This is a genomic window from Shigella sp. FJ200513, from assembly GCF_040495915.1.
Lineage (GTDB): Bacteria > Pseudomonadota > Gammaproteobacteria > Enterobacterales > Enterobacteriaceae > ECMA0423.
Map to the genome: position 1 here is coordinate 1 of NZ_JBDYCV010000040.1, position 22,151 is coordinate 22,151.

The following is a 22,151-nucleotide window of genomic DNA, read 5'->3' on the forward strand; positions in this document are numbered from 1 at the left end:
CCACGCCTTCAGTAGCGGAGCAGGAAGGACATCTGATGGAAATGGAAGCCACGCAAGCACCTTAAAATCACCATCATGCACTAAATCAGTAAGTTGGCAGCATTACCCAGCTTTTTTTCCAAATTCATCATAACCTAACGCAATATTATGCAGTAACTCAATACTTTCTTCATCTCCGGATAACGCTGTTTTTTTTAAAGACTGCAGTAATTCCTCGGTCACAGTAAATTTTTCTGCAAATGTCTGACTGAGTTGGGTTTGAGATAATTGACAATAATTGCTGACAACTGTAACCATCATGGGCTCCTTTTAGTTGCAAAGGTTGTGCTGAATCAAGATGAAAAGAGGCAACTTATTGCTCTGAATATAGTGCGTAAGGAGATGAATAAATATCAAAAATCGCTCAATATGCCTGTGTGGGTGGATATATGTAGCGCGGGTTGCTATAACAGGGCAAGTTTCACCCTGTTTTTAATAATAAGCAGAGTTAAACGTTAAACACGGTGAAATCATTCGCCAGTTCAGTCGCCGGGAAAATTGACCTGCATTCACGTAACAGGTGTTGACAACCTTTGTCATCATAGCGCGAGCTGACGTGGGTAATGATTAGCTTGCCGACTCCAGCCTCACGGGCTAGTGTCGCAGCCTGGCGTGTAGAGCTATGGCCGCGACTATTGGCTTTGGCTTCCATGGTTATATCCAGCGTCGCTTCGTGCACCATGACATCGACACCTTTAGCCAGGTCAAGTGCGGCATCGCAGGGGCCGGTATCGCCGAAAATAGCGAGCGCTTTACCTGGCACTGGAGCAGCTAAGTAATCTGCGCCGTTAATCTGCCTTCCATCTTCCAGCGTGATTGTTTTGCCCGCTTTTAATTCCTGAAACAGTGGGCCAGGCGGCACGCCAGCAGCTTTTAATGCCTGGGCATTTAATGCACCCGGTTTATCATGTTCTTCAATACGATAGCCATAACATTCTAGTGGGTGTTCCAGCGGATAAGCGGTTACTTTGCGCAGGCCATCATCGAGAATTTCGCCAGCGCCAATTTCGACAATTTCCAGCGGATAATCGGTCCATGAGCCGCTAATCCGCAGCGCGGTTTCCACAAATTCACGGATACCTTGCGGACCATAAATCGTTAAGGGTTGGATAATGCCTGACATAGAACGACTGCACAGCAAGCCGGGTAAACCAAAAAGATGATCGCCATGAAGGTGACTGATAAAAATCTTGTCCAGTTTTCCAGGGTTAAAGGCGGTATGCAGTAGCTGATGCTGGGTGCCTTCACCGCAGTCAAACAACCAAAGTCCGCTCTGGGTCGGATGTTGCAGGTTAAGCAATATTGCCGTGACATTGCGCGTGCGGGTTGGCACACCGGCTGAAGTACCTAAAAAAATTAATTCCATGAGTTCATCACGTTTCAAAAAATATTCCGGCTAGTATAAGGCATACATCTAAAAGGAGAGCATTATGATTGAATGGCAAGATCTGCATCACTCTGAATTATCGGTTTCCCAGCTTTATGCCTTATTACAACTGCGTTGCGCGGTGTTTGTTGTCGAGCAGAATTGCCCTTATCAGGATATCGATGGTGATGATTTGACGGGGGATAATCGCCATATTCTCGGTTGGAAAAATGATGAACTGGTGGCGTATGCGAGGATTCTGAAAAGTGATGATGATCTTGAGCCGGTCGTTATAGGTCGGGTGATTGTCAGTGAAGCGTTGCGTGGTGAAAAAGTGGGGCAGCAGCTGATGAGTAAAACACTCGAAACATGTACGCATCACTGGCCTGATAAGCCTGTTTACCTCGGGGCGCAGGCGCATCTGCAAAACTTCTACCAGAGTTTCGGTTTTATCCCTGTGACGGAGGTCTATGAAGAAGATGGTATCCCACACATTGGGATGGCACGCGAGGTAATTCAGGCGTAATCAACAACTCTTGTCTATAGTTAGTGACAGGTTTTACGCAAATGGAGAACGAGAATGTCTAATCAGTTTGGTGATACACGTATCGATGACGACCTGACGCTGCTTAGTGAAACACTGGAAGAGGTGCTCCGCTCCTCTGGCGATCCCGCCGATCAGAAATATGTTGAGCTGAAAGCGCATGCAGAAAAAGCGCTGGATGATGTGAAAAAACGGGTTAGCCAGGCTTCAGACAGTTATTACTATCGGGCGAAGCAGGCTGTTTATCGTGCTGATGACTACGTCCACGAAAAACCCTGGCAAGGAATTGGTGTGGGCGCGGCCGTCGGGCTGGTACTAGGACTGTTGCTGGCACGCCGTTAAAACCTCCCTACACCGGGGTACTGCATTTTTTTTGTAGTACCCCGTATAATGTGAGGCTTTTAACAGGGAGAGGTCCGCGTGCAATCACTTACTACGGCGCTGGAAAATCTACTGCGCCATTTGTCGCAAGAGATTCCGGCGACACCCGGCATTCGGGTTATCGATATTCCTTTCCCTCTCAAAGACGCTTTTGATGCCTTGAGCTGGCTGGCCAGTCAGCAAACGTACCCGCAATTCTACTGGCAACAACGTAATGGTGATGAAGAAGCTGCCGTCCTGGGCGCGATTACCCGTTTTACGTCGTTGGACCAGGCACAACGTTTTCTTCGCCAGCACCCGGAACACGCTGACTTACGCATTTGGGGGCTGAATGCTTTTGACCCGTCGCAGGGCAATTTACTTTTACCCCGCCTGGAATGGCGACGCTGTGGCGGTAAAGCCACGCTGCGGCTGACGCTATTCAGCGAAAGCTCCCTTCAGCACGATGCGATTCAGGCAAAAGAATTTATCGCCACACTGGTGAGTATCAAGCCCTTGCCTGGGTTACATTTAACCACCACGCGAGAACAACACTGGCCGGACAAAACGGGCTGGACGCAATTAATCGAACTGGCAACGAAAACCATCGCCGAAGGTGAGCTCGACAAAGTGGTGCTCGCTCGGGCAACTGACCTGCATTTCGCAAGTCCGGTCAACGCGGCGGCGATGATGGCTGCCAGTCGTCGACTGAATCTGAATTGCTACCATTTTTACATGGCCTTTGATGGCGAAAATGCTTTTCTTGGCTCTTCACCGGAACGGTTATGGCGGCGGCGTGACAAAGCGCTGCGTACTGAAGCGCTGGCGGGAACAGTAGCAAATCATCCTGATGATAAGCAGGCGCAGCAGTTAGGAGAGTGGCTGATGGCGGATGATAAAAACCAGCGCGAGAACATGCTGGTGGTGGAAGATATCTGCCAACGATTACAGGCCGATACCCAGACGCTGGATGTTTTACCGCCGCAGGTACTGCGTCTGCGTAAAGTGCAGCATCTTCGCCGCTGTATCTGGACTTCACTCAACAAAGCGGATGATGTGATCTGTTTACATCAGTTGCTGCCAACGGCAGCAGTTGCTGGCTTACCGCGCGATCTGGCGCGACAGTTTATCGCCCGTCACGAACCGTTCACCCGAGAATGGTACGCCGGTTCTGCGGGCTATCTCTCATTACAACAAAGCGAATTCTGCGTTTCCCTGCGCTCAGCAAAAATTAGCGGCAATGTCGTGCGATTATATGCTGGCGCGGGCATTGTCCGTGGTTCCGACCCCGAGCAAGAGTGGCAGGAAATCGACAACAAAGCGGCAGGGCTGCGTACTTTATTACAAATGGAATAGTAATGAGTCGCATCATTACCGATTCATATCAATAATCTATTTTTGTAGCTCCTTATACTTAGCCGCAATATTGATACCGGACAAACTCATGTCAGTAAGCGCATTTAACCGACGCTGGGCGGCGGTCATTCTGGAAGCATTAACGCGTCACGGCGTCAGACACATCTGTATCGCCCCAGGCTCGCGTTCTACACCGTTAACGTTAGCGGCGGCGGAGAATTCCGCATTCATTCACCACACCCATTTCGATGAGCGTGGGTTGGGGCATCTGGCGCTGGGGCTGGCGAAAGTCAGCAAGCAGCCGGTGGCGGTGATTGTGACCTCCGGCACGGCGGTGGCAAATCTCTATCCGGCACTGATTGAAGCCGGGTTAACCGGAGAAAAACTGATTCTCTTAACCGCCGATCGCCCGCCGGAGCTAATTGACTGCGGCGCGAATCAGGCAATTCGCCAGCCGGGAATGTTCGCCTCTCACCCCACGCACAGTATTTCATTGCCGCGCCCGACCCAGGATATCCCCGCACGTTGGCTGGTTTCTACCATCGACCACGCTCTCGGTACGCTTCATGCGGGGGGAGTCCATATCAACTGCCCGTTTGCTGAACCGCTGTATGGCGAAATGGACGATACCGGGCTTAGCTGGCAACAGCGTCTGGGTGACTGGTGGCAGGACGACAAACCGTGGCTGCGTGAAGCGCCTCGTCTGGAAAGTGAAAAACAGCGCGACTGGTTCTTCTGGCGACAAAAGCGCGGCGTGGTGGTTGCCGGGCGCATGAGTGCGGAAGAGGGCAAAAAAGTTGCCCTGTGGGCGCAAACTCTTGGCTGGCCGCTGATTGGCGATGTGCTGTCACAAACCGGGCAGCCGCTGCCGTGTGCCGATCTTTGGTTAGGCAATGCCAAAGCGACCAGCGAGCTGCAGCAGGCGCAAATTGTGGTGCAACTGGGAAGTAGCCTGACGGGGAAACGGCTCCTGCAATGGCAGGCAAGCTGTGAACCAGAAGAGTACTGGATTGTTGATGACATTGAAGGGCGACTTGATCCGGCACACCATCGCGGACGTCGCTTAATTGCCAATATTGCCGACTGGCTGGAGCTGCATCCGGCAGAAAAACGCCAGCCCTGGTGCGTTGAAATCCCGCGCCTGGCGGAACAGGCAATGCAGGCGGTTATTGCCCGCCGTGATGCGTTTGGCGAAGCGCAACTGGCGCATCGCATCAGCGACTATCTGCCTGAACAGGGGCAATTGTTTGTTGGTAACAGCCTGGTGGTACGTCTGATTGATGCGCTTTCGCAACTTCCGGCAGGTTACCCGGTGTACAGCAACCGAGGGGCCAGCGGTATCGACGGACTGCTTTCGACCGCCGCAGGCGTTCAGCGGGCAAGCGGCAAACCGACGCTGGCGATTGTGGGCGATCTCTCCGCGCTTTACGATCTCAACGCGCTGGCGTTATTGCGTCAGGTTTCTGCGCCGCTGGTATTAATTGTGGTGAACAACAACGGCGGGCAAATTTTCTCGCTGTTGCCAACGCCGCAAAGCGAGCGTGAGCGTTTCTATCTGATGCCGCAAAACGTCCATTTTGAGCACGCCGCCGCGATGTTCGAGCTGAAATATCATCATCCGCAAAACTGGCAGGAACTTGAAACGGCATTTGCCGACGCCTGGCGCACGCCAACCACCACGGTGATTGAAATGGTGGTTAACGACACCGATGGTGCGCAAACGCTCCAGCAACTTCTGGCGCAGGTAAGCCATTTATGATCCTGCACGCGCAGGCAAAACACGGAAAACTAGGTTTACCCTGGCTGGTGTTTTTGCACGGTTTTTCCGGCGATTGCCACGAATGGCAAGAAGTGGGCGAGGCGTTTGCCGACTACTCACGGTTGTATGTTGATCTCCTAGGTCATGGTGGTTCGGCGGCGATTAGCGTCGATGGATTTGATGATGTCACCGACTTACTGCGTAAAACCTTGGTTAGTTACAACATCCTTGACTTCTGGCTGGTGGGGTACTCGCTTGGCGGACGGGTGGCGATGATGGCGGCTTGCCAGGGGCTGGCGGGGCTTTGTGGGGTTATTGTCGAAGGCGGGCATCCGGGGCTGCAAAATGCTGAACAACGTGCGGAACGTCAGCGTTCCGATCGCCAATGGGCGCAGCGTTTTCGCACAGAACCGTTAACGGCGGTATTTGCCGACTGGTATCAACAGCCTGTTTTTGCCTCGCTCAATGACGATCAACGCCGGGAGCTGGTGGCGCTGCGCAGCAACAATAATGGCGCAACCCTTGCCGCCATGCTGGAGGCGACTTCTCTCGCCGTCCAGCCTGATTTACGTGCTAACCTTAGCGCCCGCACATTTGCGTTTTATTATTTATGTGGTGAACGTGACAGCAAATTCCGCGCCCTGGCGGCGGAACTGGCTGCCGACTGCCATGTCATTCCTCGCGCCGGACATAACGCGCATCGGGAAAATCCCGCTGGCGTAATCGCAAGTCTGGCGCAGATCTTGCGTTTCTGACTAAAGGACACAATATGATTTATCCTGATGAAGCAATGCCTTACGCACCGGTTGAATGGCACGACTGCTCCGAAGGTTTCGAGGACATTCGTTATGAAAAATCCACCGACGGTATCGCAAAAATCACCATTAATCGTCCGCAGGTGCGCAATGCCTTCCGTCCTCTGACGGTAAAAGAGATGATCCAGGCACTGGCAGATGCGCGTTATGACGACAATATCGGCGTGATCATTCTGACTGGCGCAGGCGATAAAGCGTTCTGCTCCGGTGGTGACCAGAAAGTGCGTGGTGATTACGGCGGCTATAAAGATGATTCCGGCGTACATCACCTGAACGTGCTGGACTTCCAGCGTCAGATCCGTACCTGTCCGAAACCGGTTGTCGCGATGGTGGCTGGCTACTCCATCGGCGGTGGTCACGTTCTGCACATGATGTGCGACCTGACTATCGCAGCAGATAATGCCATCTTCGGTCAGACTGGCCCGAAAGTCGGTTCCTTCGACGGCGGCTGGGGCGCTTCCTACATGGCTCGTATCGTCGGGCAGAAAAAAGCGCGAGAAATCTGGTTCCTGTGCCGTCAGTACGACGCAAAACAGGCGCTGGATATGGGCCTTGTCAACACCGTGGTACCGCTGGCGGATCTGGAAAAAGAAACCGTCCGTTGGTGCCGCGAAATGCTGCAAAACAGCCCGATGGCGCTGCGCTGCCTGAAAGCTGCGCTGAACGCCGACTGTGACGGGCAGGCGGGGCTGCAGGAGCTGGCGGGCAACGCCACCATGCTGTTCTACATGACGGAAGAAGGTCAGGAAGGTCGCAACGCTTTCAACCAGAAACGTCAGCCTGATTTCAGCAAATTTAAACGGAATCCGTAATGCGTAGCGCGCAGGTATACCGCTGGCAGATCCCCATGGACGCGGGGGTGGTTCTGCGCGACAGGCGGTTAAAAACCCGCGACGGGCTGTACGTTTGCCTGCGTGAGGGCGAGCGCGAAGGGTGGGGGGAGATCTCCCCACTGCCGGGCTTCAGCCAGGAAAACTGGGAAGAGGCGCAAAGCGTGCTGCTTGCCTGGGTAAATAACTGGCTGGCAGGCGATTGCGAGCTACCGCAGATGCCTTCCGTGGCCTTTGGCGTAAGCTGTGCATTGGCAGAACTGACAGATACGTTGCCGCAAGCAGCCAACTACCGTGCGGCACCGCTGTGTAATGGCGATCCGGACGATCTGATCCTCAAACTTGCCGATATGCCGGGCGAGAAAGTGGCGAAGGTCAAAGTGGGATTGTACGAAGCGGTGCGCGACGGCATGGTGGTGAATCTGTTGCTGGAGGCAATTCCGGATCTGCATTTGCGTCTTGACGCAAATCGCGCCTGGACACCGCTGAAAGGTCAGCAGTTTGCCAAATATGTTAACCCGGATTATCGCCACCGCATCGCGTTTCTCGAAGAGCCGTGCAAAACCCGCGATGATTCGCGAGCGTTTGCCCGTGAAACCGGCATTGCCATTGCCTGGGATGAAAGCCTGCGCGAGCCGGATTTTGCCTTTGTGGCTGAAGAGGGCGTGCGCGCGGTAGTTATCAAACCCACGCTCACGGGCAGTCTGGAAAAAGTACGCGAGCAGGTACAGGCGGCGCATGCGCTGGGGCTGACGGCGGTGATCAGTTCTTCCATTGAGTCGAGCTTAGGTCTAACGCAACTGGCGCGGATTGCTGCCTGGTTAACGCCAGACACCATTCCGGGACTGGACACGCTGGATCTGATGCAGGCGCAGCAGGTTCGTCGCTGGCCGGGGAGCCCACTGCCGTTAGTGGACGCTGATGTACAGGAGCAGTTGTTATGATCTTCTCTGACTGGCCGTGGCGTCACTGGCGGCAAGTGCGGGGAGAAGCCATCGCCTTACGTCTTAATGACGAGCAACTCAACTGGCGCGAGCTTTGTGCTCGCGTCGATGAGTTAGCTACGGGCTTTGCGGCGCAGGGGGTGGTTGAGGGCAGCGGCGTGATGTTGCGGGCGTGGAATACGCCGCAAACGCTGCTCGCCTGGCTGGCGTTACTGCAATGCGGGGCGCGGGTGTTGCCCGTGAACCCTCAGCTGCCGCAACCGTTGCTTGAAGAATTGCTGCCCAATCTGACGCTGCAATTTGCGCTGGTGCCGGATGGGGAAAACACGTTTCCGGCATTAACGTCGCTGCACATTCAGCTGGTTGAAGGCGTACATGCCGCTGCGTGGCAGCCGACGCGTCTGTGCTCAATGACGTTGACCTCGGGTTCTACCGGTTTGCCGAAAGCCGCTGTCCATACTTATCAGGCCCATCTTGCCAGTGCGCAAGGTGTGTTATCGCTGATTCCGTTTGGCGATCACGATGACTGGTTGCTCTCTTTACCGCTGTTTCACGTCTCCGGTCAGGGAATTATGTGGCGCTGGTTATACGCTGGTGCGCGGATGACGGTGCGTGATAAACAGCCATTGGAGCAAATGCTGGCAGGCTGTACTCACGCTTCACTGGTGCCAACACAACTCTGGCGTTTGCTGGTTAACCGCAGTTCCGTTTCCCTGAAAGCGGTGTTACTTGGCGGCGCGGCTATCCCGGTCGAGTTGACGGAACAGGCGCGCGAGCAGGGGATTCGTTGCTTTTGCGGCTATGGTCTGACCGAGTTTGCCTCCACGGTATGTGCGAAAGAAGCCGACGGCCTGGCAGACGTTGGTTTGCCGCTGCCGGGTCGGGAAGTGAAAATCGTTAATAATGAAGTGTGGCTGCGGGCTGCCAGTATGGCAGAAGGTTACTGGCGTAACGGGCAACTGGTTTCACTGGTTAATGACGAAGGCTGGTACGCTACGCGCGATCGCGGTGAGATGCATAATGGCAAGCTGACCATTGTCGGACGTTTAGACAATCTGTTCTTCAGTGGCGGTGAGGGTATTCAGCCGGAAGAAGTCGAGCGTGTTATTGCTGCACATCCTGCGGTTTTGCAGGTGTTTATCGTTTCCGTTGCCGACAAGGAGTTTGGTCATCGGCCGGTAGCGGTGGTGGAGTATGACCAGCAAACCGTTGATCTTGGCGAATGGGTGAAAGATAAGCTGGCTCGTTTTCAACAACCGGTGCGCTGGCTGACTTTACCGCCGGAGCTGAAAAACGGCGGTATTAAAATTTCACGTCAGGCGCTAAAAGAGTGGGTGCAACGTCAGCAATAATTAACCCTCCGTTTCACTTCTCATTTCTGCCATTCCATTGCCGTTGATAAAGAGTTTATCTGTTAATCTGTAAATTGATGTGAAAACTCTTAGCAAACAGGATAATGCAATGGAATGGCTGGCACAAAAAATCGTGCTGCAATAAACAAGATAACAGACATGTACTTATGCTCTGCGATGCTGGCGGCGCGATAAAAATGATCGCCGAAGTGAAGAGTGACTTCGCCGTGAAAGTGGGGGATTTACTCTCGCCTTTGCAGAATGCGCTTTATTGTATTAATCGTGAAAAGCTGCATACGGTGAAAGTCCTCTCGGCAAGCAGTTATAGCCCCGATGAGTGGGAACGGCAGTGTACAGCGGCAGGGAAAACTCAGTAACGTTGTTTTGTCGTGGGCAGGAAAATCAGCATCAACCCGCTCATAATACAGGCTACTCCCAGTAGTGCTTTCAGCGAAAAAGTCCCTTCCCAGCCGGGAAGTACCATTGAAGCAATCCATACCAGCACATAACTCATACTGAGCAAGGCATAGGCTTTGCTTAGCGCAAGTTTATGTAGCGTTTTATACCAACAAAAAACGGAAAGCAGATAACCCAGCAGCCCGAGTAACAGTATCCGGGCATCCAGGCCAAAAGCTAACAGAGCCGCGATAAAATCCCATAAGTGCGTCATCGGCGGCAGATGACTTGCCGCAAAACCCAGGCTTAATTGCGCAACTGAGGCAATAATGACGCTGAATAATCCCCATATCAGGCACATTACACCGTACTCCCGAGGATCACAATGCCACCAATAATGAACGCCACCCCACACCAGTGACGCGGCGATACCGGTTCGTGCCACAGTTTTACTGCAGCCAGCGTCACCCAGACAAAATTCAGACTTAACATCGGGTAGGCAATGCCTACCGGTACGTTCTGCAAGACCAGCAGCCAGAGCATCATGGCAAGACCAAGACAAGCCAGCGCCAGTCCCAGCCACAGCACGATATGTTTGCGCCGTTTGTTTATCGCCACAAAGCAGGTTGCCTGTTTCTGACACAACTGCCCGGCAACGCTAAGCAAGCTGGCAAAGACTAATGTTAGCCAGATCATTTGGGACGATACTGAATCAGCACCAGACGCTCCTGACGAACGATGGCATCTGCGGGCGGAATGGCGAGACTGTTGATATCTTCATCGCGGTCAACCGAAAGCACGAGTGTAATAATCCCCTCCTGACGATGTTGATTAAGCCAGTTTGCGAACTCATCACCGCTGACAAATCTCCCTTTCGCATCCGGATAATTAAGGCCGTATTTCAACTCACCTGTCTGGCGATACATGATGATGTCATCGCGTTGCAGGCTCCATGCCAGACCTGCGGCAACACCGACGCTATCAGTAAGAATATAGCGGCTTGGCTGAAGTGATTCTTGTGTCATCTCGACAAAAAATTGCGGATGTTTTCCTTCCATGACTCTGTCAGGAATTGAAAATCCTACCAGCAACGCCAGCCCCAGCGGGCAAAGCGCGGCGAAAGACCAGGTCTTTTCGACGTTTGTTAAGGTGTACCAGCCGAAAAATGCCCATAGCGAAAAAATCGACCAGGCACAAAAGACTTTATAGCTCTCGAAGGTTTGCCACACCGGCGTGTTCATTGGTCCCCAGGGGGAGATCACAAATGTGGCAATAATGCCAGTGACGCCAAAAGCGATGTTAATCCAGCCATTAATCCGCAGCGCCAGAGGATTATTTTTTGCTGCCAGCAACGCGTAATGCGCCAACAGCATTGCCAGAGGTGCAAAGCAAGAAAGAATATAGGTGGGCAATTTGCCTTTAGCGACGGAGAAAAACAGCAGCGGCATTATCGTCCAGCTCAACAAATAGACGGTTGCGGAATGCTTGCGGTTTTTCCAGCCTGTGTACAGTGCACCGGGGAGTAATCCCAGCCACGGCAGGCTACCGGCAATGATGACCGGCACGTAGTACCAGAACGGAGCTCTATGTTGGGCATCATCTAGTGCAAAGCGTTGAATATGCTCAACCCAGAAAAAATAGTGCCAGAAGTCAGGCTCCCGCTGCGCTATCGCCAGTCCCCAGGGGAGAACCGTCAGTACGCAACTGATAACCGCCAGCCAGCCGTAAATAAAGAGATCTTTCCAGCGTTTTTGCGTCGCTACCCATGGCAGCACGCTTAATACCGGCACGGCAAGGGCGAGAAAACCTTTGGTCATCACCCCCATGCCGCAGGTGATTCCCAGCAGTAAAAATCCTGCGCTTTTGCCTTTCCACGTCTGTGCCTGCATTGCCAGCCAGAAGCTGCACATTCCCGCCACCAGCCAGAATGCAATAAACGGATCGAGCACGGCATAAGTGCCGATGGCATAGACAATAAACAATGAGAGATAAATTACTGTGGCGAGTAGAGCCAGACGTTTATCGCGCCATAAGCGCAGAGTAAACCAGGTCACCAGCGCGGCAGTTAACAGGGTCGCAAAGATAACGCCTGCCCGCACACCAAAGTTATTCGCGCCAAATAGCCATTGCCCAATGCTGTTAATCCAGTATCCGGCAATGGGTTTTTCGAAATAACGTAGCCCTAACAGATGGGGCACAATCCAGTCGCCGGATGCCAGCATTTCTCGACTGATTTCCGCATAACGCGTTTCATCGGGTTGCCAGAGCAGACGCGTGCTGATCGGTAACAGGTAATAGCAGGCAATAAACGCGAAGATGCCGATAAGGTAACGTACCGATTTCATCAGCGACTACCCGCAATTTGTTGGCAACCCAGCCAGCCTTCACGTCCGGCAATATTTCCGCGAACAACTTGTCCGAGCGGCAACGTCTCTGATAACAGTTCGCTTAAAGGGCAAAATGTCACGCCTTCCTGAGCTGCGCGTTTGAGGAGATCCACAAAATTATGCTGATAAGCGCAGCCTTCAACTTCTGCATGAATGGTATAAACCGGCGTGCCTTTATCTCGCAGGATGCGGTTGAGTAACCAACCGTTAAAATCTTCTGCTTTCACATCCCGACCAATCACTTCATCCCAGGTGGGTAAGGTCACCGGAATTTGCGCAGTGCCAGGGTTTCCTGATTCAAGCAGTGGACGGAACGGTATGGCCCCACGACAATCGCTGTTGTAGCGCAAATGGAACGCTTCTTTTGCTTCGATCACCTTCTGGTCGGCACGCCAGCCCGCAGCGGCAGAACAGGTTACCGGTTGACCGATAATCTCTTCCAGAGTGCGAAGACCGCGTGCAATATCGTCGATCATTGTTTGCCGATCCCAGTTACCGCTACGGGCTTGCCAGGCATGGTGATCCCAGGCGTGCAGACCGACTTCGTGATGTTTAGCCGCTTCACGAATGATATCGGCATTGGCATGACCAATCTCTTTACCTGGCCAGGCCGTACCTGCCAGTAAAATATCCCAGCCATAAAGCGATGCCGCGTTTGAGCGCAGCATCTTCCACAAAAACTGTGGCTTCACCAGTCGCCAGAGATGGCGGCCCATATTGTCCGGGCCGACGCTGAAAAAAATGCTGGCCTGAATATTATGCTTACTCAAGATTTCCAGCAGACGCGGCACGCCTTCACGGGTGCCACGAAAGGCATCGACATCAATGCGTAAGCCTACTTTGGTCATGATGGTTTATCCGTAAGATCAACGGTGCGCAGGAAGAAATCCAGCGTTTCGTCGATGGTTTCCTGCATATCAATTTTCGGCTCCCAGTCCAGGCAGCGGTGGGCATTGCGGATGCTCGGTTTACGATGCTCTACGTCCTGATATCCTTTGCCGTAGTAGCAGCTACTTTCGACAACGCGAAAGCCCGCAAACGGTGGGAAATGATGGCGCAGCGGATGTTTTTCGAAGCTCGCCAGCAGCATCTCGCCCAGTTCCTCAATGCTCGCTTCGTTCTCAGGATTGCCAATGTTGATAATTTCGCCGTCGCAGCGATTTCCCGCATTTTCGATAATGTGGTACAACGCCTCGATACCGTCCCGGATATCAGTAAAGCAGCGTTTTTGTTTTCCGCCATCAATTAGCTTAATTGGTGAACCTTCTACCAGATTGAGAATGAGTTGCGTAATAGCGCGGGAGCTGCCAATTCGCGCTGCATTAAGGTTATCCAGTCGTGGTCCCATCCAGTTAAACGGGAGGAAGAGGGTGAACTGTAAACCCTCTTTTTCGCCATAGGCCCAGATCACCCGATCAAGTAATTGTTTTGACACCGAATAAATCCAGCGTGGTTTATTCACCGGGCCGACGATTAAATTAGAATGGTCCTCATCGAAGTATTTATCGCTACACATCCCATAAACTTCTGAAGTTGACGGGAAGATGATTCGCTTACGGTACTTAACGCAGTAGCGGATAATGCGCAGATTCTCTTCAAAATCGAGTTCAAATACGCGCAGCGGGTTGCGGGTATATTCAATCGGCGTGGCTATCGCCACCAGCGGCAAGACGACATCACATTTTTTGACGTGATACTCAATCCATTCGGAATGAATACTGATATCGCCTTCGACAAAGTGAAAATGTGGATGATTCAGAAAACGGCTTATCGCATCGCTGCCAATATCCAGACCGTAAACTTCATAATGATCTTCGCGCAGCAGGCGTTCTGTCAGATGGTTGCCAATAAAGCCATTCACCCCGAGGATGAGTACCCGGGTACGGCGTCGGGCGGTGCAGGCAGGCTGGCTATTCAAGCGTGAACCTTGCACCAGGCCCAGCATCTGCGCTAATTGCGAGCCCTGCATAGTAATGCCGTCGCCCGCCTGTCCGGTGACGATTTCCAGCGCGCCATCGCCACAGGCAATCAGCAGTGGCGCAACAGAAATCACGCTCCCCGGCTGTGCTTTGCTGGCATGAGGATGAACACGCGACGACCAGACGGTGAATTTCTGATTGCCAACATAGCTGAAGGCACCCGGCCACGGATCGGCAACGGCACGTACCATGTTGTGCAGTACGGATGCCGGTTTATGCCATTCAAGGAAACTGTCATCCGGCGTTCTGCGACCAAAACAGGTGGCTTCGTTTTCGCGCTGGGCGATTTCCAGAATATTACCGTGTTTAATGGCGGGTAATGTCTGTTCCAGTAGCTGGCGCGCGGCATGGCACAATTTATGATGCAGCGTAATAGCGATATCGTCTGGCGCAATGGCAACGCGCAGTTGCGCCACAATGGCCCCAGCATCGGCACGTTTACCATTCGGTGCAATGTAACGCCCGTTTCCGTTTCACCGTTCACCAGCACCCAGTTCAGCGGCGCGCGACCACGATATTTTGGTAACAGCGAACCGTGCAGATTAAATGCACCTGCGGGAGCGAGCTGAAAAATCTCGTCGCAAATAAGATGGCGATAATAAAAAGAGAAAATCACCTCTGGTGACAGTTGGGCAATGCGTTCCACCCACAGCGGATGATTAACGTTATCCGGCGCATAAACCGGAATGTCTCTTTCCGCCGCCAGATGAGCCACCGAACCATAAAAGGCTTTTTCACCGGGATTATCGGTATGGGTAAAAATGGCGCTAATTTCGTAACCGGCAGCCAGCAGAGCTTCAATACCGAGGCATCCCATATCGTGGTAGGCAAAAACGACGGTTTTCATTATTCATTTTCCTTGCTGGATGGACGGATAACTTGCTGAACAAAATAGCGGGGGCGGGCGCGGACATCGGTGTAGATCCTGCCGATATATTCACCGAGTAATCCCATGCCGATAAACTGAGCGCCAATAAAAGTAAACAGCACGGCAAATAGCATAAAGACGCCTTCTGCCGCCCATTGTGGTCCGAAGGTCAGGCGTAAAATCACCAGCAGCACCGCAATGCTAAAACCTCCAATCGCAATAATGCTGCCGAGCAGACTCAGCATACGTAGCGGCGTTGTGGTAAGGCAGGTCACCAGGTCGTACATCAAATTAATCAGGCGCATAAAACTGTATTTGGATTCACCAAACTCACGCTCGGCATGATGTACTGGAATTTCAATTGCACGGCGGGCGAAGATATTCGCCAGAATCGGGATAAAGGTGCTGCGTTCATGGCAGTGCAACATCGCATCGACAATATGACGGCGATAGGCGCGCAGCATACAACCGTAGTCACCCATCGCTTTGCCAGTGGTGCGCTGAATAAGCCGGTTAATCATCTTCGAAGCTGTTTTACGAAACCAGCTGTCCTGGCGGTTCTGGCGTACAGTCCCTACCACGTCGTAACCTTCATCGGCTTTTGCCACCAGGCGGGGGATTTCTTCTGGCGGATTCTGGAGATCGGCATCAAGGGTAATAATTAAGTCGCCAGTAACGTGACTGAATCCCGCCATAATCGCTGAATGTTGCCCGTAATTGCGGTTAATCAAAATAGACACAATATGGCTGTTCTCCGCTTGTGAGGCTTCGACCAGCATATGCGCGGAATTATCGCTACTGCCGTCATCAATCAGCAGGATCTCATACTCTTTCCCCAACGATTCACAGGCTGTGGTGGTGCGCCTGATTAATTCCGGTAAGCTTTCCTGCTCGTTATAAACGGGAATAACCACCGAGACTTTCTTAACAGGGTGGATTTCAAACATGGCTTATTGTCCTGCGAGTTGCTGAAGGGCTGTGATGACGCGGTCGGCATCGGCGGTAGTCATATCCGGGAACAGCGGCAACGAACAGATGCGTTCGCTATTCCATTCGGTATTCGGTAACGACAGCGTGGGAAAACGCTCGCGATAATATTTTTGTGTGTGAGCGGCGCGGAAATGTAACCCGGTACCAATGCCTCTTTCTTTTAACGCTTCCATCAACGCATCGCGACTGATACCACAACGTTGTTCATCGACACGAATAATAAACAGATGCCAGGCGTGAACGTGCGGCCAGGCGGGAAGGCTTAATGGCTGAAAGGGGAGAGCTGCCAGTGCTTGCTGATATTGCTGGGCAATTTCGCGCCGACGGGTGTTGAGGTGCTCTAATTTGACTAACTGTGTCAGGGCAATCGCGGCGTTAATATCGGTCAGATTGTACTTATAGCCCGGTGTTAAGACTTCAGCCTGCGGTGCACGGCCCCAGGTTTGTCTGTCATAGGCATCGACACCCAGACCGTGAAATTTCAGCATCCGTAGCTGGCGGGCAAGGTTTTCATTATCAGTTACAATCAGGCCACCTTCAGCACAGGTAATATTTTTAATGGCATGAAATGAAAAAATAGCGGTACCTTTTGCGCCAATATGTCGCCCTTTGTAATACGTACCGACGGCATGGGCAGCATCTTCGATAACTGCGATGCCGTAACGTTCGCCAATGGCGCGAATGGCGTCAATATCTGCTGGCGCACCGGCATAATGCACCGGAATGATGGCTTTAGTGCGTGGCGTAATGGCTGATTCGATCGCTTCAGGCGTGACCATCAGCGTATCGCGGTCGACATCCACCATTACCGGCGTTGCACCCAGCAAGGAAATCATATTGAGGGTTGAAACCCAGGTCAGGGAAGGCGTAATCACTTCATCGCCCTTGCCAATTTCCAACGCCATTAGCGTGATATGCATTCCGGCGGTGGCTGAACTGACCGCGATGGCATGCTGATTTCCCGTCAACTGGCAAAAGGCTTGCTCAAGCGCCTGATTCTTCGGACCGGTTGTGATCCAACCGGATTCGAGAACCTCTTTAACTGCAGCGAGTTCCTCCACGCCCATTGCTGGTCGCGAAAAAGGCAAAAATTCTGACATTGCTTTTCCTTCCGCCATTGAATACCTGTCCACTTATATTTGCTATAAAGAGTGTTGTGTATATTTTGCCATTTGGAGCGAAATTTTAAGGATAGAATATTAACTTAACCTTAAGAAACTAATATTAGACGTAAATATTGAAATTTTTATATTTTTTCTTATTTAGGCTTTGCATTTGGCAAAAATTTGAGGCATTTTGCCGACATCGTAGGATTTTTAATATTACACCAACTGCTAATTATCGCCAGAAATGTCGCTCAATTTCACGGTAATTGTCTGGTTGCGCTTGTCTATAGGTGGAGTTTACGTGTTAGCTTTTTGCCGCTCATCATTGAAGTCAAAAAAATATTTCATCATTTTACTGGCGCTCGCTGCAATTGCCGGACTGGGTACTCATGCCGCCTGGAGTAGCAATGGTTTGCCACGTATCGACAATAAAACATTGGCCAGACTGGCACAGCAGCACCCGGTTGTCGTTTTGTTTCGCCATGCTGAACGTTGCGATCGTTCAACCAATCAATGCTTGTCAGATAAAACAGGTATTACGGTTAAAGGTACCCAGGATGCCCGTGAACTGGGCAACGCTTTTAGCGCTGACATCTCTGATTTCGATCTTTATTCCAGTAATACCGTCCGGACCATTCAGTCGGCGACCTGGTTTTCCGCGGGTAAAAAGCTGACGGTAGATAAACGACTTCTTCAGTGCGGTAATGAGATTTATAGTGCAATTAAGGACTTACAAAGCAAAGCGCCTGATAAAAATATCGTTATTTTCACCCATAATCATTGCCTGACATATATTGCTAAAAATAAGCGTGATGCGATATTTAAACCTGATTATCTGGATGGTTTAGTCATGCATGTGGAAAAAGGCAAAGTTTATCTGGATGGGGAATTCGTTAACCACTAAATTTTCAATCTGACAGCCAGTGATGGCTGTCATCATTGTTAAAGAAGACCTTTCAAACGTAACGTTTTTCGGGTGGCAACATTTAAATCATAATGCACCAGATCTTCAGGTTTTACCCACGCGTAGTCCTGAAACTCTTCGTTTATTTTCACTTCTCGGTTGGCAGAAACGCAGTCAAAAATCAGGTAAATCATATAAATCTCTTCCTTGCGACCATCTGCATATGTCTTGGTGCGAATATCATCGCTGAAGGTCCACGGCGTGATTTCTGTCAAAAGCAGCTGTTCTCCCAGTTCTTCGCGAATTTCGCGGCGTAGTGCCTCTTCAATTCGTTCGCCAGACTCCACGCCGCCACCCGAAAGCGCCCATTGACCGGGGAAAACGCCGCGATCGTCGGCCATTTTGCACAGCAAATAAGCACCATCATTTTGAATCAAAGGGCATACAATAGTCCGTTGTCGCACAGGGGTATTCCTTATAAATAAAAAGAAACCATGAGAATACGGTAACTCAGAAATATGTGAAAGTGACAGTAATCTCTTTTGCAATGATAACTGCACTTATTATTATTTTTGTGTGTATCGGTAAAGTGTGTTTATTTTTTCGGCGTTTAATTATTTAAGAAGTATTTAGTTACAATAAGTGACTAGATCCCTTTTTTCGCTCATTGAATCCTCTGTGCCAGGCAGTACAATCCCGCAGCTTTGGGAATTTTGATTAATTGCTTGTGGGAAAGGGGATAATGAAAAAAATTGCGCTAGCAGGTCTGGCCGGAATGCTGTTGGTTTCTGCATCGGTCAATGCAATGAGCATCAGCGGCCAGGCGGGTAAAGAATACACCAATATTGGTGTCGGTTTTGGGACTGAATCGACGGGCCTGGCTTTAAGCGGTAACTGGACACATAACGACGACGACGGTGACGTCGCGGGCGTGGGGCTGGGGTTGAATCTGCCTCTCGGGCCGTTAATGGCGACCGTTGGCGGAAAAGGCGTGTACACCAACCCGAATTACGGCGATGAAGGTTATGCCGCAGCGGTAGGAGGTGGTTTGCAGTGGAAAATTGGCAACAGCTTCCGTTTGTTTGGCGAGTATTACTACTCTCCGGATTCGCTCTCCAGCGGTATTCAAAGTTATGAGGAAGCGAATGCTGGCGCGCGTTACACCATTATGCGTCCAGTCAGTATTGAGGCGGGTTATCGCTACCTGAATCTGTCGGGTAAAGACGGTAACCGCGACAACGCTGTGGCTGACGGCCTGTATGTTGGGGTTAACGCCAGTTTCTGATCCCTTCCGGCGCGGCATTCAGTTTCTTACTACGCCTTATCTCCCTTTGCGTTATAGTGATTCGATAACAAAAGCAGGAGATAACCATGTTAAAAGTGGAAATGCTATCCACCGGGGATGAAGTGTTATACGGGCAAATCGTTGACACTAACGCTGCCTGGCTGGCCGATTTTTTCTTTCATCAGGGGCTGCCATTATCTCGCCGCAATACGGTGGGGGATAACCTTGATGACTTAGTCACCATTCTTCGCGAACGTAGTCAGCACGCCGATGTGCTGATCGTTAACGGCGGGCTGGGACCGACCAGCGATGATTTAAGCGCACTCGCCGCTGCGACAGCAAAAGGTGAAGGCCTGGTGCTGCATGAAGCCTGGCTCAAAGAGATGGAACGCTATTTCCACGAACGTGGACGAGTAATGGCACCGAGCAACCGTAAACAAGCGGAGCTGCCTGCCAGTGCTGAATTTATCAATAACCCGGTAGGCACCGCCTGTGGTTTTGCCGTGCAGCTTAATCGTTGCCTGATGTTCTTTACTCCCGGCGTACCGTCAGAATTTAAGGTGATGGTCGAGCACGAAATCCTGCCGCGCCTGCGCGAGCGTTTTTCTTTACCACAGCCGCCGGTTTGTCTGCGTTTAACTACCTTTGGTCGTTCGGAAAGCGATCTGGCACAAAGCCTGGACACTCTACAACTGCCGCCGGGCGTAACAATGGGCTATCGCTCCTCAATGCCGATCATCGAACTGAAACTCACCGGACCGGCAAGCGAGCAACAGGCGATGGAAAAACTGTGGCTGGACGTTAAACGTGTTGCCGGACAGAGCGTGATTTTCGAAGGCACCGAAGGACTGCCCGCGCAGATCAGTCGCGAATTGCAAAACCGCCAGTTCAGCCTGACGTTGAGCGAGCAATTCACCGGTGGTTTATTGGCTTTGCAACTTTCTCGCGCAGGTGCTCCATTGCTGGCGTGTGAAGTGATTCCTTCACAGGAAGAAACCCTGGCGCAAACTGCGCACTGGATTACAGAACGGCGGGCCAACCATTTTGCCGGGCTGGCACTGGCTGTTTCGGGTTTCGAGAACGAGCATCTCAACTTTGCGCTAGCCACGCCAGACGGCACTTTCGCTCTGCGTGTGCGTTTCAGCACTACACGCTACAGCCTGGCTATCCGTCAGGAAGTGTGCGCAATGATGGCACTGAATATGCTACGCCGTTGGTTAAACGGCCAGGACATCGCTAGTGAGCATGGCTGGATTGAGGTTGTTGAGTCCATGACTTTATCCGTCTGATTTCGCCACTCTGTGCCGGTTTACTGCACCGGCACATTCCCCCTCCGGCAAAATTTGTCCAACCCTCCCTACGGTGAGCGTGGTGTTGGGGCCAGTGTGGCACGGGCTGCGCGCTGGGGACGCATTGAGAATTACATGGCGCAAGTCAACGATTCGCTTTGTCTGTTAGTGCAGGTGGAAAGTAAAACGGCACTGGATAACCTGGACGAGATCCTCGACGTCGAAGGGATTGATGGCGTGTTTATTGGACCAGCGGATCTTTCTGCGTCGTTGGGCTACCCGGATAACGCCGGGCACCCGGAAGTGCAGCGAATTATTGAAACCAGCATTCGGCGGATCCGTGCTGCGGGTAAAGCGGCTGGTTTTCTGGCTGTGGCTCCTGATATGGCGCAGCAATGCCTGGCGTGGGGAGCGAACTTTGTCGCTGTTGGCGTTGACACGATGCTCTACAGCGATGCCCTGGATCAACGACTGGCGATGTTTAAATCAGGCAAAAATGGGCCACGCATAAAAGGTAGTTATTGATATCAAAGGCCCATGGGGATCGGCTGTGGGCCTGTGTTAATTAGTGGTTATTCGCTGCCAGATCGGCTTCGCTTAGCTGGGTGGCCGCGAGCACTTGGTCACGATCAATGCCCTGTTCCAGCATGCGCAAAGCAATTTTAATGGCTTGTTCATGCATACCTTCCTGCAAACCTTCTAATTTACCTTGCTGCAAACCTACTAATTTACCTTCTTGCCAGCCAATTTGATGTCCTTCCTGCCGTAGCCGTTCAGCAATAGTCATTAATCTCTCCTTTTGTAGTGGTGAACGTTCGGCAATCTCCTGAATAAAACGGGTGAAACGGGAGGTATCGCCGCATTGCAGCAGATAATTAAACAGTGTTTGTAGCTGGCTGTCATTAGTGAAGCCTCTAACCAAAAGCGTGGTGATCCTGTCGACCATGCCGATTAAATCGTGGTCGCGAATATGCTTTTGAATCAGTTCCAGCAGAGCTATACGCCGATGTTGCATGATCTCATCGTCAGGTACGATGGTGATATCCACCAACGGAAAAGCTTCGGTGTACAACTGCCGGGCAAGTTGCGGATCGTCAAACTCATCCAGCCAGTTAAGTGAGTACGGGTAGGGCGATGTTTCGCCATGATAAAACAGCAATGGCACCACCAGCGGAACTCTGTCATAGCCTTTATCTAGGTGACTCTGCATGGCGGCAGTGGCATAGCGCATTGGCCGAAAAGCCATATTCTTTTCTGCAGAGCTTTGATGTTCAATCACGCAGTAGATATAGCCGTCACCGTCGCTGGTTTCCACGGACCACAAAACATCCGAGTAGTAAGCGCGTAAACTTTTTTCAATAAAACTAGTGGGTTCCAGGCGTAAGGTTTGCAGGTTGCAAAGCTTGCGCAGTGGTTCTGGTAAATGTATTTCGAGAAAATCCCGTGCGGTTTCGGGTGTGAATATAAAGGTTTTAAATACCGCATCATGCGGGGAGGAGGTTGTTGATTCGGTCATGGTTGTCCGTCACCTGATATTTATGATGACGCGACATTACGGTTATCCCAGGCCTTTGACATCTGC

At 51.6% G+C, this 22,151-nt stretch carries 20 protein-coding genes and 4 pseudogenes; 13 read left to right on the forward strand and 11 right to left on the reverse strand.

The features are described 5' to 3' along the window. Positions 1–108 precede the first annotated feature (108 nt). Both ABZJ92_RS10790 and rbn read right to left on the reverse strand, forming a co-directional pair. A pseudogene (locus tag ABZJ92_RS10790) lies at positions 109–297 on the reverse strand (deubiquitinase); the annotation flags it as partial. Between the two features lie 190 nt (positions 298–487). Continuing rightward, positions 488–1,405, reverse strand: a complete 918-nt coding sequence (rbn, locus tag ABZJ92_RS10795) for a ribonuclease BN (RefSeq protein ID WP_001300687.1) — start codon at positions 1,403–1,405, stop codon at positions 488–490. 64 nt (positions 1,406–1,469) lie between these two features. Here rbn and ABZJ92_RS10800 point away from each other — a divergent pair, with 64 nt between their 5' ends. The 9 genes and pseudogenes from ABZJ92_RS10800 (at position 1,470) to pmrD (ending at position 9,742) form a co-directional block, all read left to right on the forward strand. After that, positions 1,470–1,931 (forward strand): GNAT family N-acetyltransferase, encoded by a 462-nt coding sequence (locus tag ABZJ92_RS10800; RefSeq protein WP_000574091.1) that lies wholly within the window; start codon positions 1,470–1,472, stop codon positions 1,929–1,931. Positions 1,932–1,985: 54 nt separating this feature from the next. Continuing rightward, the gene (elaB, locus tag ABZJ92_RS10805; protein ID WP_000070619.1) at positions 1,986–2,291 is read left to right on the forward strand and encodes a stress response protein ElaB; all 306 of its coding nucleotides are present in this window, start codon (positions 1,986–1,988) and stop codon (positions 2,289–2,291) included. A gap of 78 nt (positions 2,292–2,369) precedes the next feature. Continuing rightward, positions 2,370–3,665 carry an isochorismate synthase MenF gene (gene menF / locus ABZJ92_RS10810; protein ID WP_001191396.1) on the forward strand — a complete coding sequence of 432 codons (1,296 nt, stop codon included), beginning with the start codon at positions 2,370–2,372 and terminating at the stop codon, positions 3,663–3,665. A gap of 88 nt (positions 3,666–3,753) precedes the next feature. Beyond that, positions 3,754–5,424, forward strand: a complete 1,671-nt coding sequence (gene menD, locus ABZJ92_RS10815; RefSeq protein WP_005046935.1) for a 2-succinyl-5-enolpyruvyl-6-hydroxy-3-cyclohexene-1-carboxylic-acid synthase — start codon at positions 3,754–3,756, stop codon at positions 5,422–5,424. Further along, on the forward strand, positions 5,421–6,179 hold the full coding sequence (gene menH / locus ABZJ92_RS10820) for a 2-succinyl-6-hydroxy-2,4-cyclohexadiene-1-carboxylate synthase (protein ID WP_000600480.1): 759 nt from the start codon (positions 5,421–5,423) through the stop codon (positions 6,177–6,179). The genes menD and menH overlap by 4 nt, the downstream gene beginning before the upstream one ends. Before the next feature lie 14 nt (positions 6,180–6,193). Next, positions 6,194–7,051, forward strand: a complete 858-nt coding sequence (menB, locus tag ABZJ92_RS10825) for a 1,4-dihydroxy-2-naphthoyl-CoA synthase (RefSeq protein ID WP_000640007.1) — start codon at positions 6,194–6,196, stop codon at positions 7,049–7,051. After that, on the forward strand, positions 7,051–8,013 hold the full coding sequence (gene menC / locus ABZJ92_RS10830) for an o-succinylbenzoate synthase (RefSeq protein ID WP_001255584.1): 963 nt from the start codon (positions 7,051–7,053) through the stop codon (positions 8,011–8,013). The genes menB and menC overlap by 1 nt, the downstream gene beginning before the upstream one ends. Further along, complete coding sequence (gene menE / locus ABZJ92_RS10835) at positions 8,010–9,365, forward strand: o-succinylbenzoate--CoA ligase (RefSeq protein ID WP_000577601.1); 1,356 nt, start codon at positions 8,010–8,012, stop codon at positions 9,363–9,365. Before menC ends, menE begins: the two co-directional genes overlap by 4 nt. 109 nt (positions 9,366–9,474) lie before the next feature. Beyond that, positions 9,475–9,742, forward strand: a pseudogene (gene pmrD, locus ABZJ92_RS10840) (signal transduction protein PmrD). Here the strand turns inward: pmrD and arnF are convergent. The 7 genes and pseudogenes from arnF to arnB all read right to left on the reverse strand — a co-directional run bounded on the left by arnF (position 9,736) and on the right by arnB (position 17,085). Beyond that, positions 9,736–10,122, reverse strand: coding sequence for a 4-amino-4-deoxy-L-arabinose-phosphoundecaprenol flippase subunit ArnF (gene arnF, locus ABZJ92_RS10845; RefSeq protein ID WP_000335673.1), 387 nt, complete (start codon positions 10,120–10,122; stop codon positions 9,736–9,738). The pseudogene pmrD and the gene arnF overlap by 7 nt on opposite strands. Then, a complete protein-coding gene (arnE, locus tag ABZJ92_RS10850) occupies positions 10,122–10,457 on the reverse strand; it encodes a 4-amino-4-deoxy-L-arabinose-phosphoundecaprenol flippase subunit ArnE (protein ID WP_000638024.1) in 336 nt (111 codons plus the stop codon). Before arnE ends, arnF begins: the two co-directional genes overlap by 1 nt. After that, complete coding sequence (gene arnT, locus ABZJ92_RS10855; protein WP_000844002.1) at positions 10,454–12,106, reverse strand: lipid IV(A) 4-amino-4-deoxy-L-arabinosyltransferase; 1,653 nt, start codon at positions 12,104–12,106, stop codon at positions 10,454–10,456. The genes arnE and arnT overlap by 4 nt, the downstream gene beginning before the upstream one ends. Then, complete coding sequence (gene arnD / locus ABZJ92_RS10860) at positions 12,106–12,996, reverse strand: 4-deoxy-4-formamido-L-arabinose-phosphoundecaprenol deformylase (protein WP_000169701.1); 891 nt, start codon at positions 12,994–12,996, stop codon at positions 12,106–12,108. The genes arnT and arnD overlap by 1 nt, the downstream gene beginning before the upstream one ends. After that, positions 12,993–14,974: pseudogene (gene arnA, locus ABZJ92_RS10865) on the reverse strand (bifunctional UDP-4-amino-4-deoxy-L-arabinose formyltransferase/UDP-glucuronic acid oxidase ArnA). The gene arnD and the pseudogene arnA overlap by 4 nt, the downstream one beginning before the upstream one ends. Beyond that, a complete protein-coding gene (gene arnC, locus ABZJ92_RS10870; RefSeq protein WP_000461651.1) occupies positions 14,974–15,942 on the reverse strand; it encodes an undecaprenyl-phosphate 4-deoxy-4-formamido-L-arabinose transferase in 969 nt (322 codons plus the stop codon). Before arnC ends, arnA begins: the two are co-directional and overlap by 1 nt. A 3-nt stretch (positions 15,943–15,945) precedes the next feature. Beyond that, a complete protein-coding gene (gene arnB / locus ABZJ92_RS10875) occupies positions 15,946–17,085 on the reverse strand; it encodes a UDP-4-amino-4-deoxy-L-arabinose aminotransferase (protein WP_001379974.1) in 1,140 nt (379 codons plus the stop codon). A gap of 307 nt (positions 17,086–17,392) precedes the next feature. Between arnB and ais the strand changes: the two genes are divergently transcribed. Continuing rightward, the gene (ais, locus tag ABZJ92_RS10880) at positions 17,393–17,995 is read left to right on the forward strand and encodes a lipopolysaccharide core heptose(II)-phosphate phosphatase Ais (protein ID WP_005098986.1); all 603 of its coding nucleotides are present in this window, start codon (positions 17,393–17,395) and stop codon (positions 17,993–17,995) included. 38 nt (positions 17,996–18,033) lie between these two features. Here ais and nudI read toward each other — a convergent pair whose 3' ends face one another. After that, positions 18,034–18,459 carry a nucleoside triphosphatase NudI gene (gene nudI / locus ABZJ92_RS10885; protein WP_001249889.1) on the reverse strand — a complete coding sequence of 142 codons (426 nt, stop codon included), beginning with the start codon at positions 18,457–18,459 and terminating at the stop codon, positions 18,034–18,036. Between the two features lie 278 nt (positions 18,460–18,737). On the opposite strand from nudI, the gene ABZJ92_RS10890 reads away from it, so the two are divergent. The 3 genes and pseudogenes from ABZJ92_RS10890 to ABZJ92_RS10900 form a co-directional block, all read left to right on the forward strand. Further along, positions 18,738–19,280 (forward strand): YfaZ family outer membrane protein, encoded by a 543-nt coding sequence (locus ABZJ92_RS10890; protein WP_005046907.1) that lies wholly within the window; start codon positions 18,738–18,740, stop codon positions 19,278–19,280. An 86-nt stretch (positions 19,281–19,366) separates the two neighbouring features. After that, the gene (locus tag ABZJ92_RS10895; protein ID WP_000921661.1) at positions 19,367–20,569 is read left to right on the forward strand and encodes a nicotinamide mononucleotide deamidase-related protein YfaY; all 1,203 of its coding nucleotides are present in this window, start codon (positions 19,367–19,369) and stop codon (positions 20,567–20,569) included. Positions 20,570–20,632: 63 nt separating this feature from the next. Continuing rightward, positions 20,633–21,094: pseudogene (locus ABZJ92_RS10900) on the forward strand (aldolase/citrate lyase family protein); the annotation flags it as partial. 40 nt (positions 21,095–21,134) lie between these two features. Here the strand turns inward: ABZJ92_RS10900 and ABZJ92_RS10905 are convergent. Next, positions 21,135–22,085 carry an ISNCY family transposase gene (locus ABZJ92_RS10905; RefSeq protein WP_000140529.1) on the reverse strand — a complete coding sequence of 317 codons (951 nt, stop codon included), beginning with the start codon at positions 22,083–22,085 and terminating at the stop codon, positions 21,135–21,137. Between the last annotated feature and the right edge of the window lie 66 nt (positions 22,086–22,151).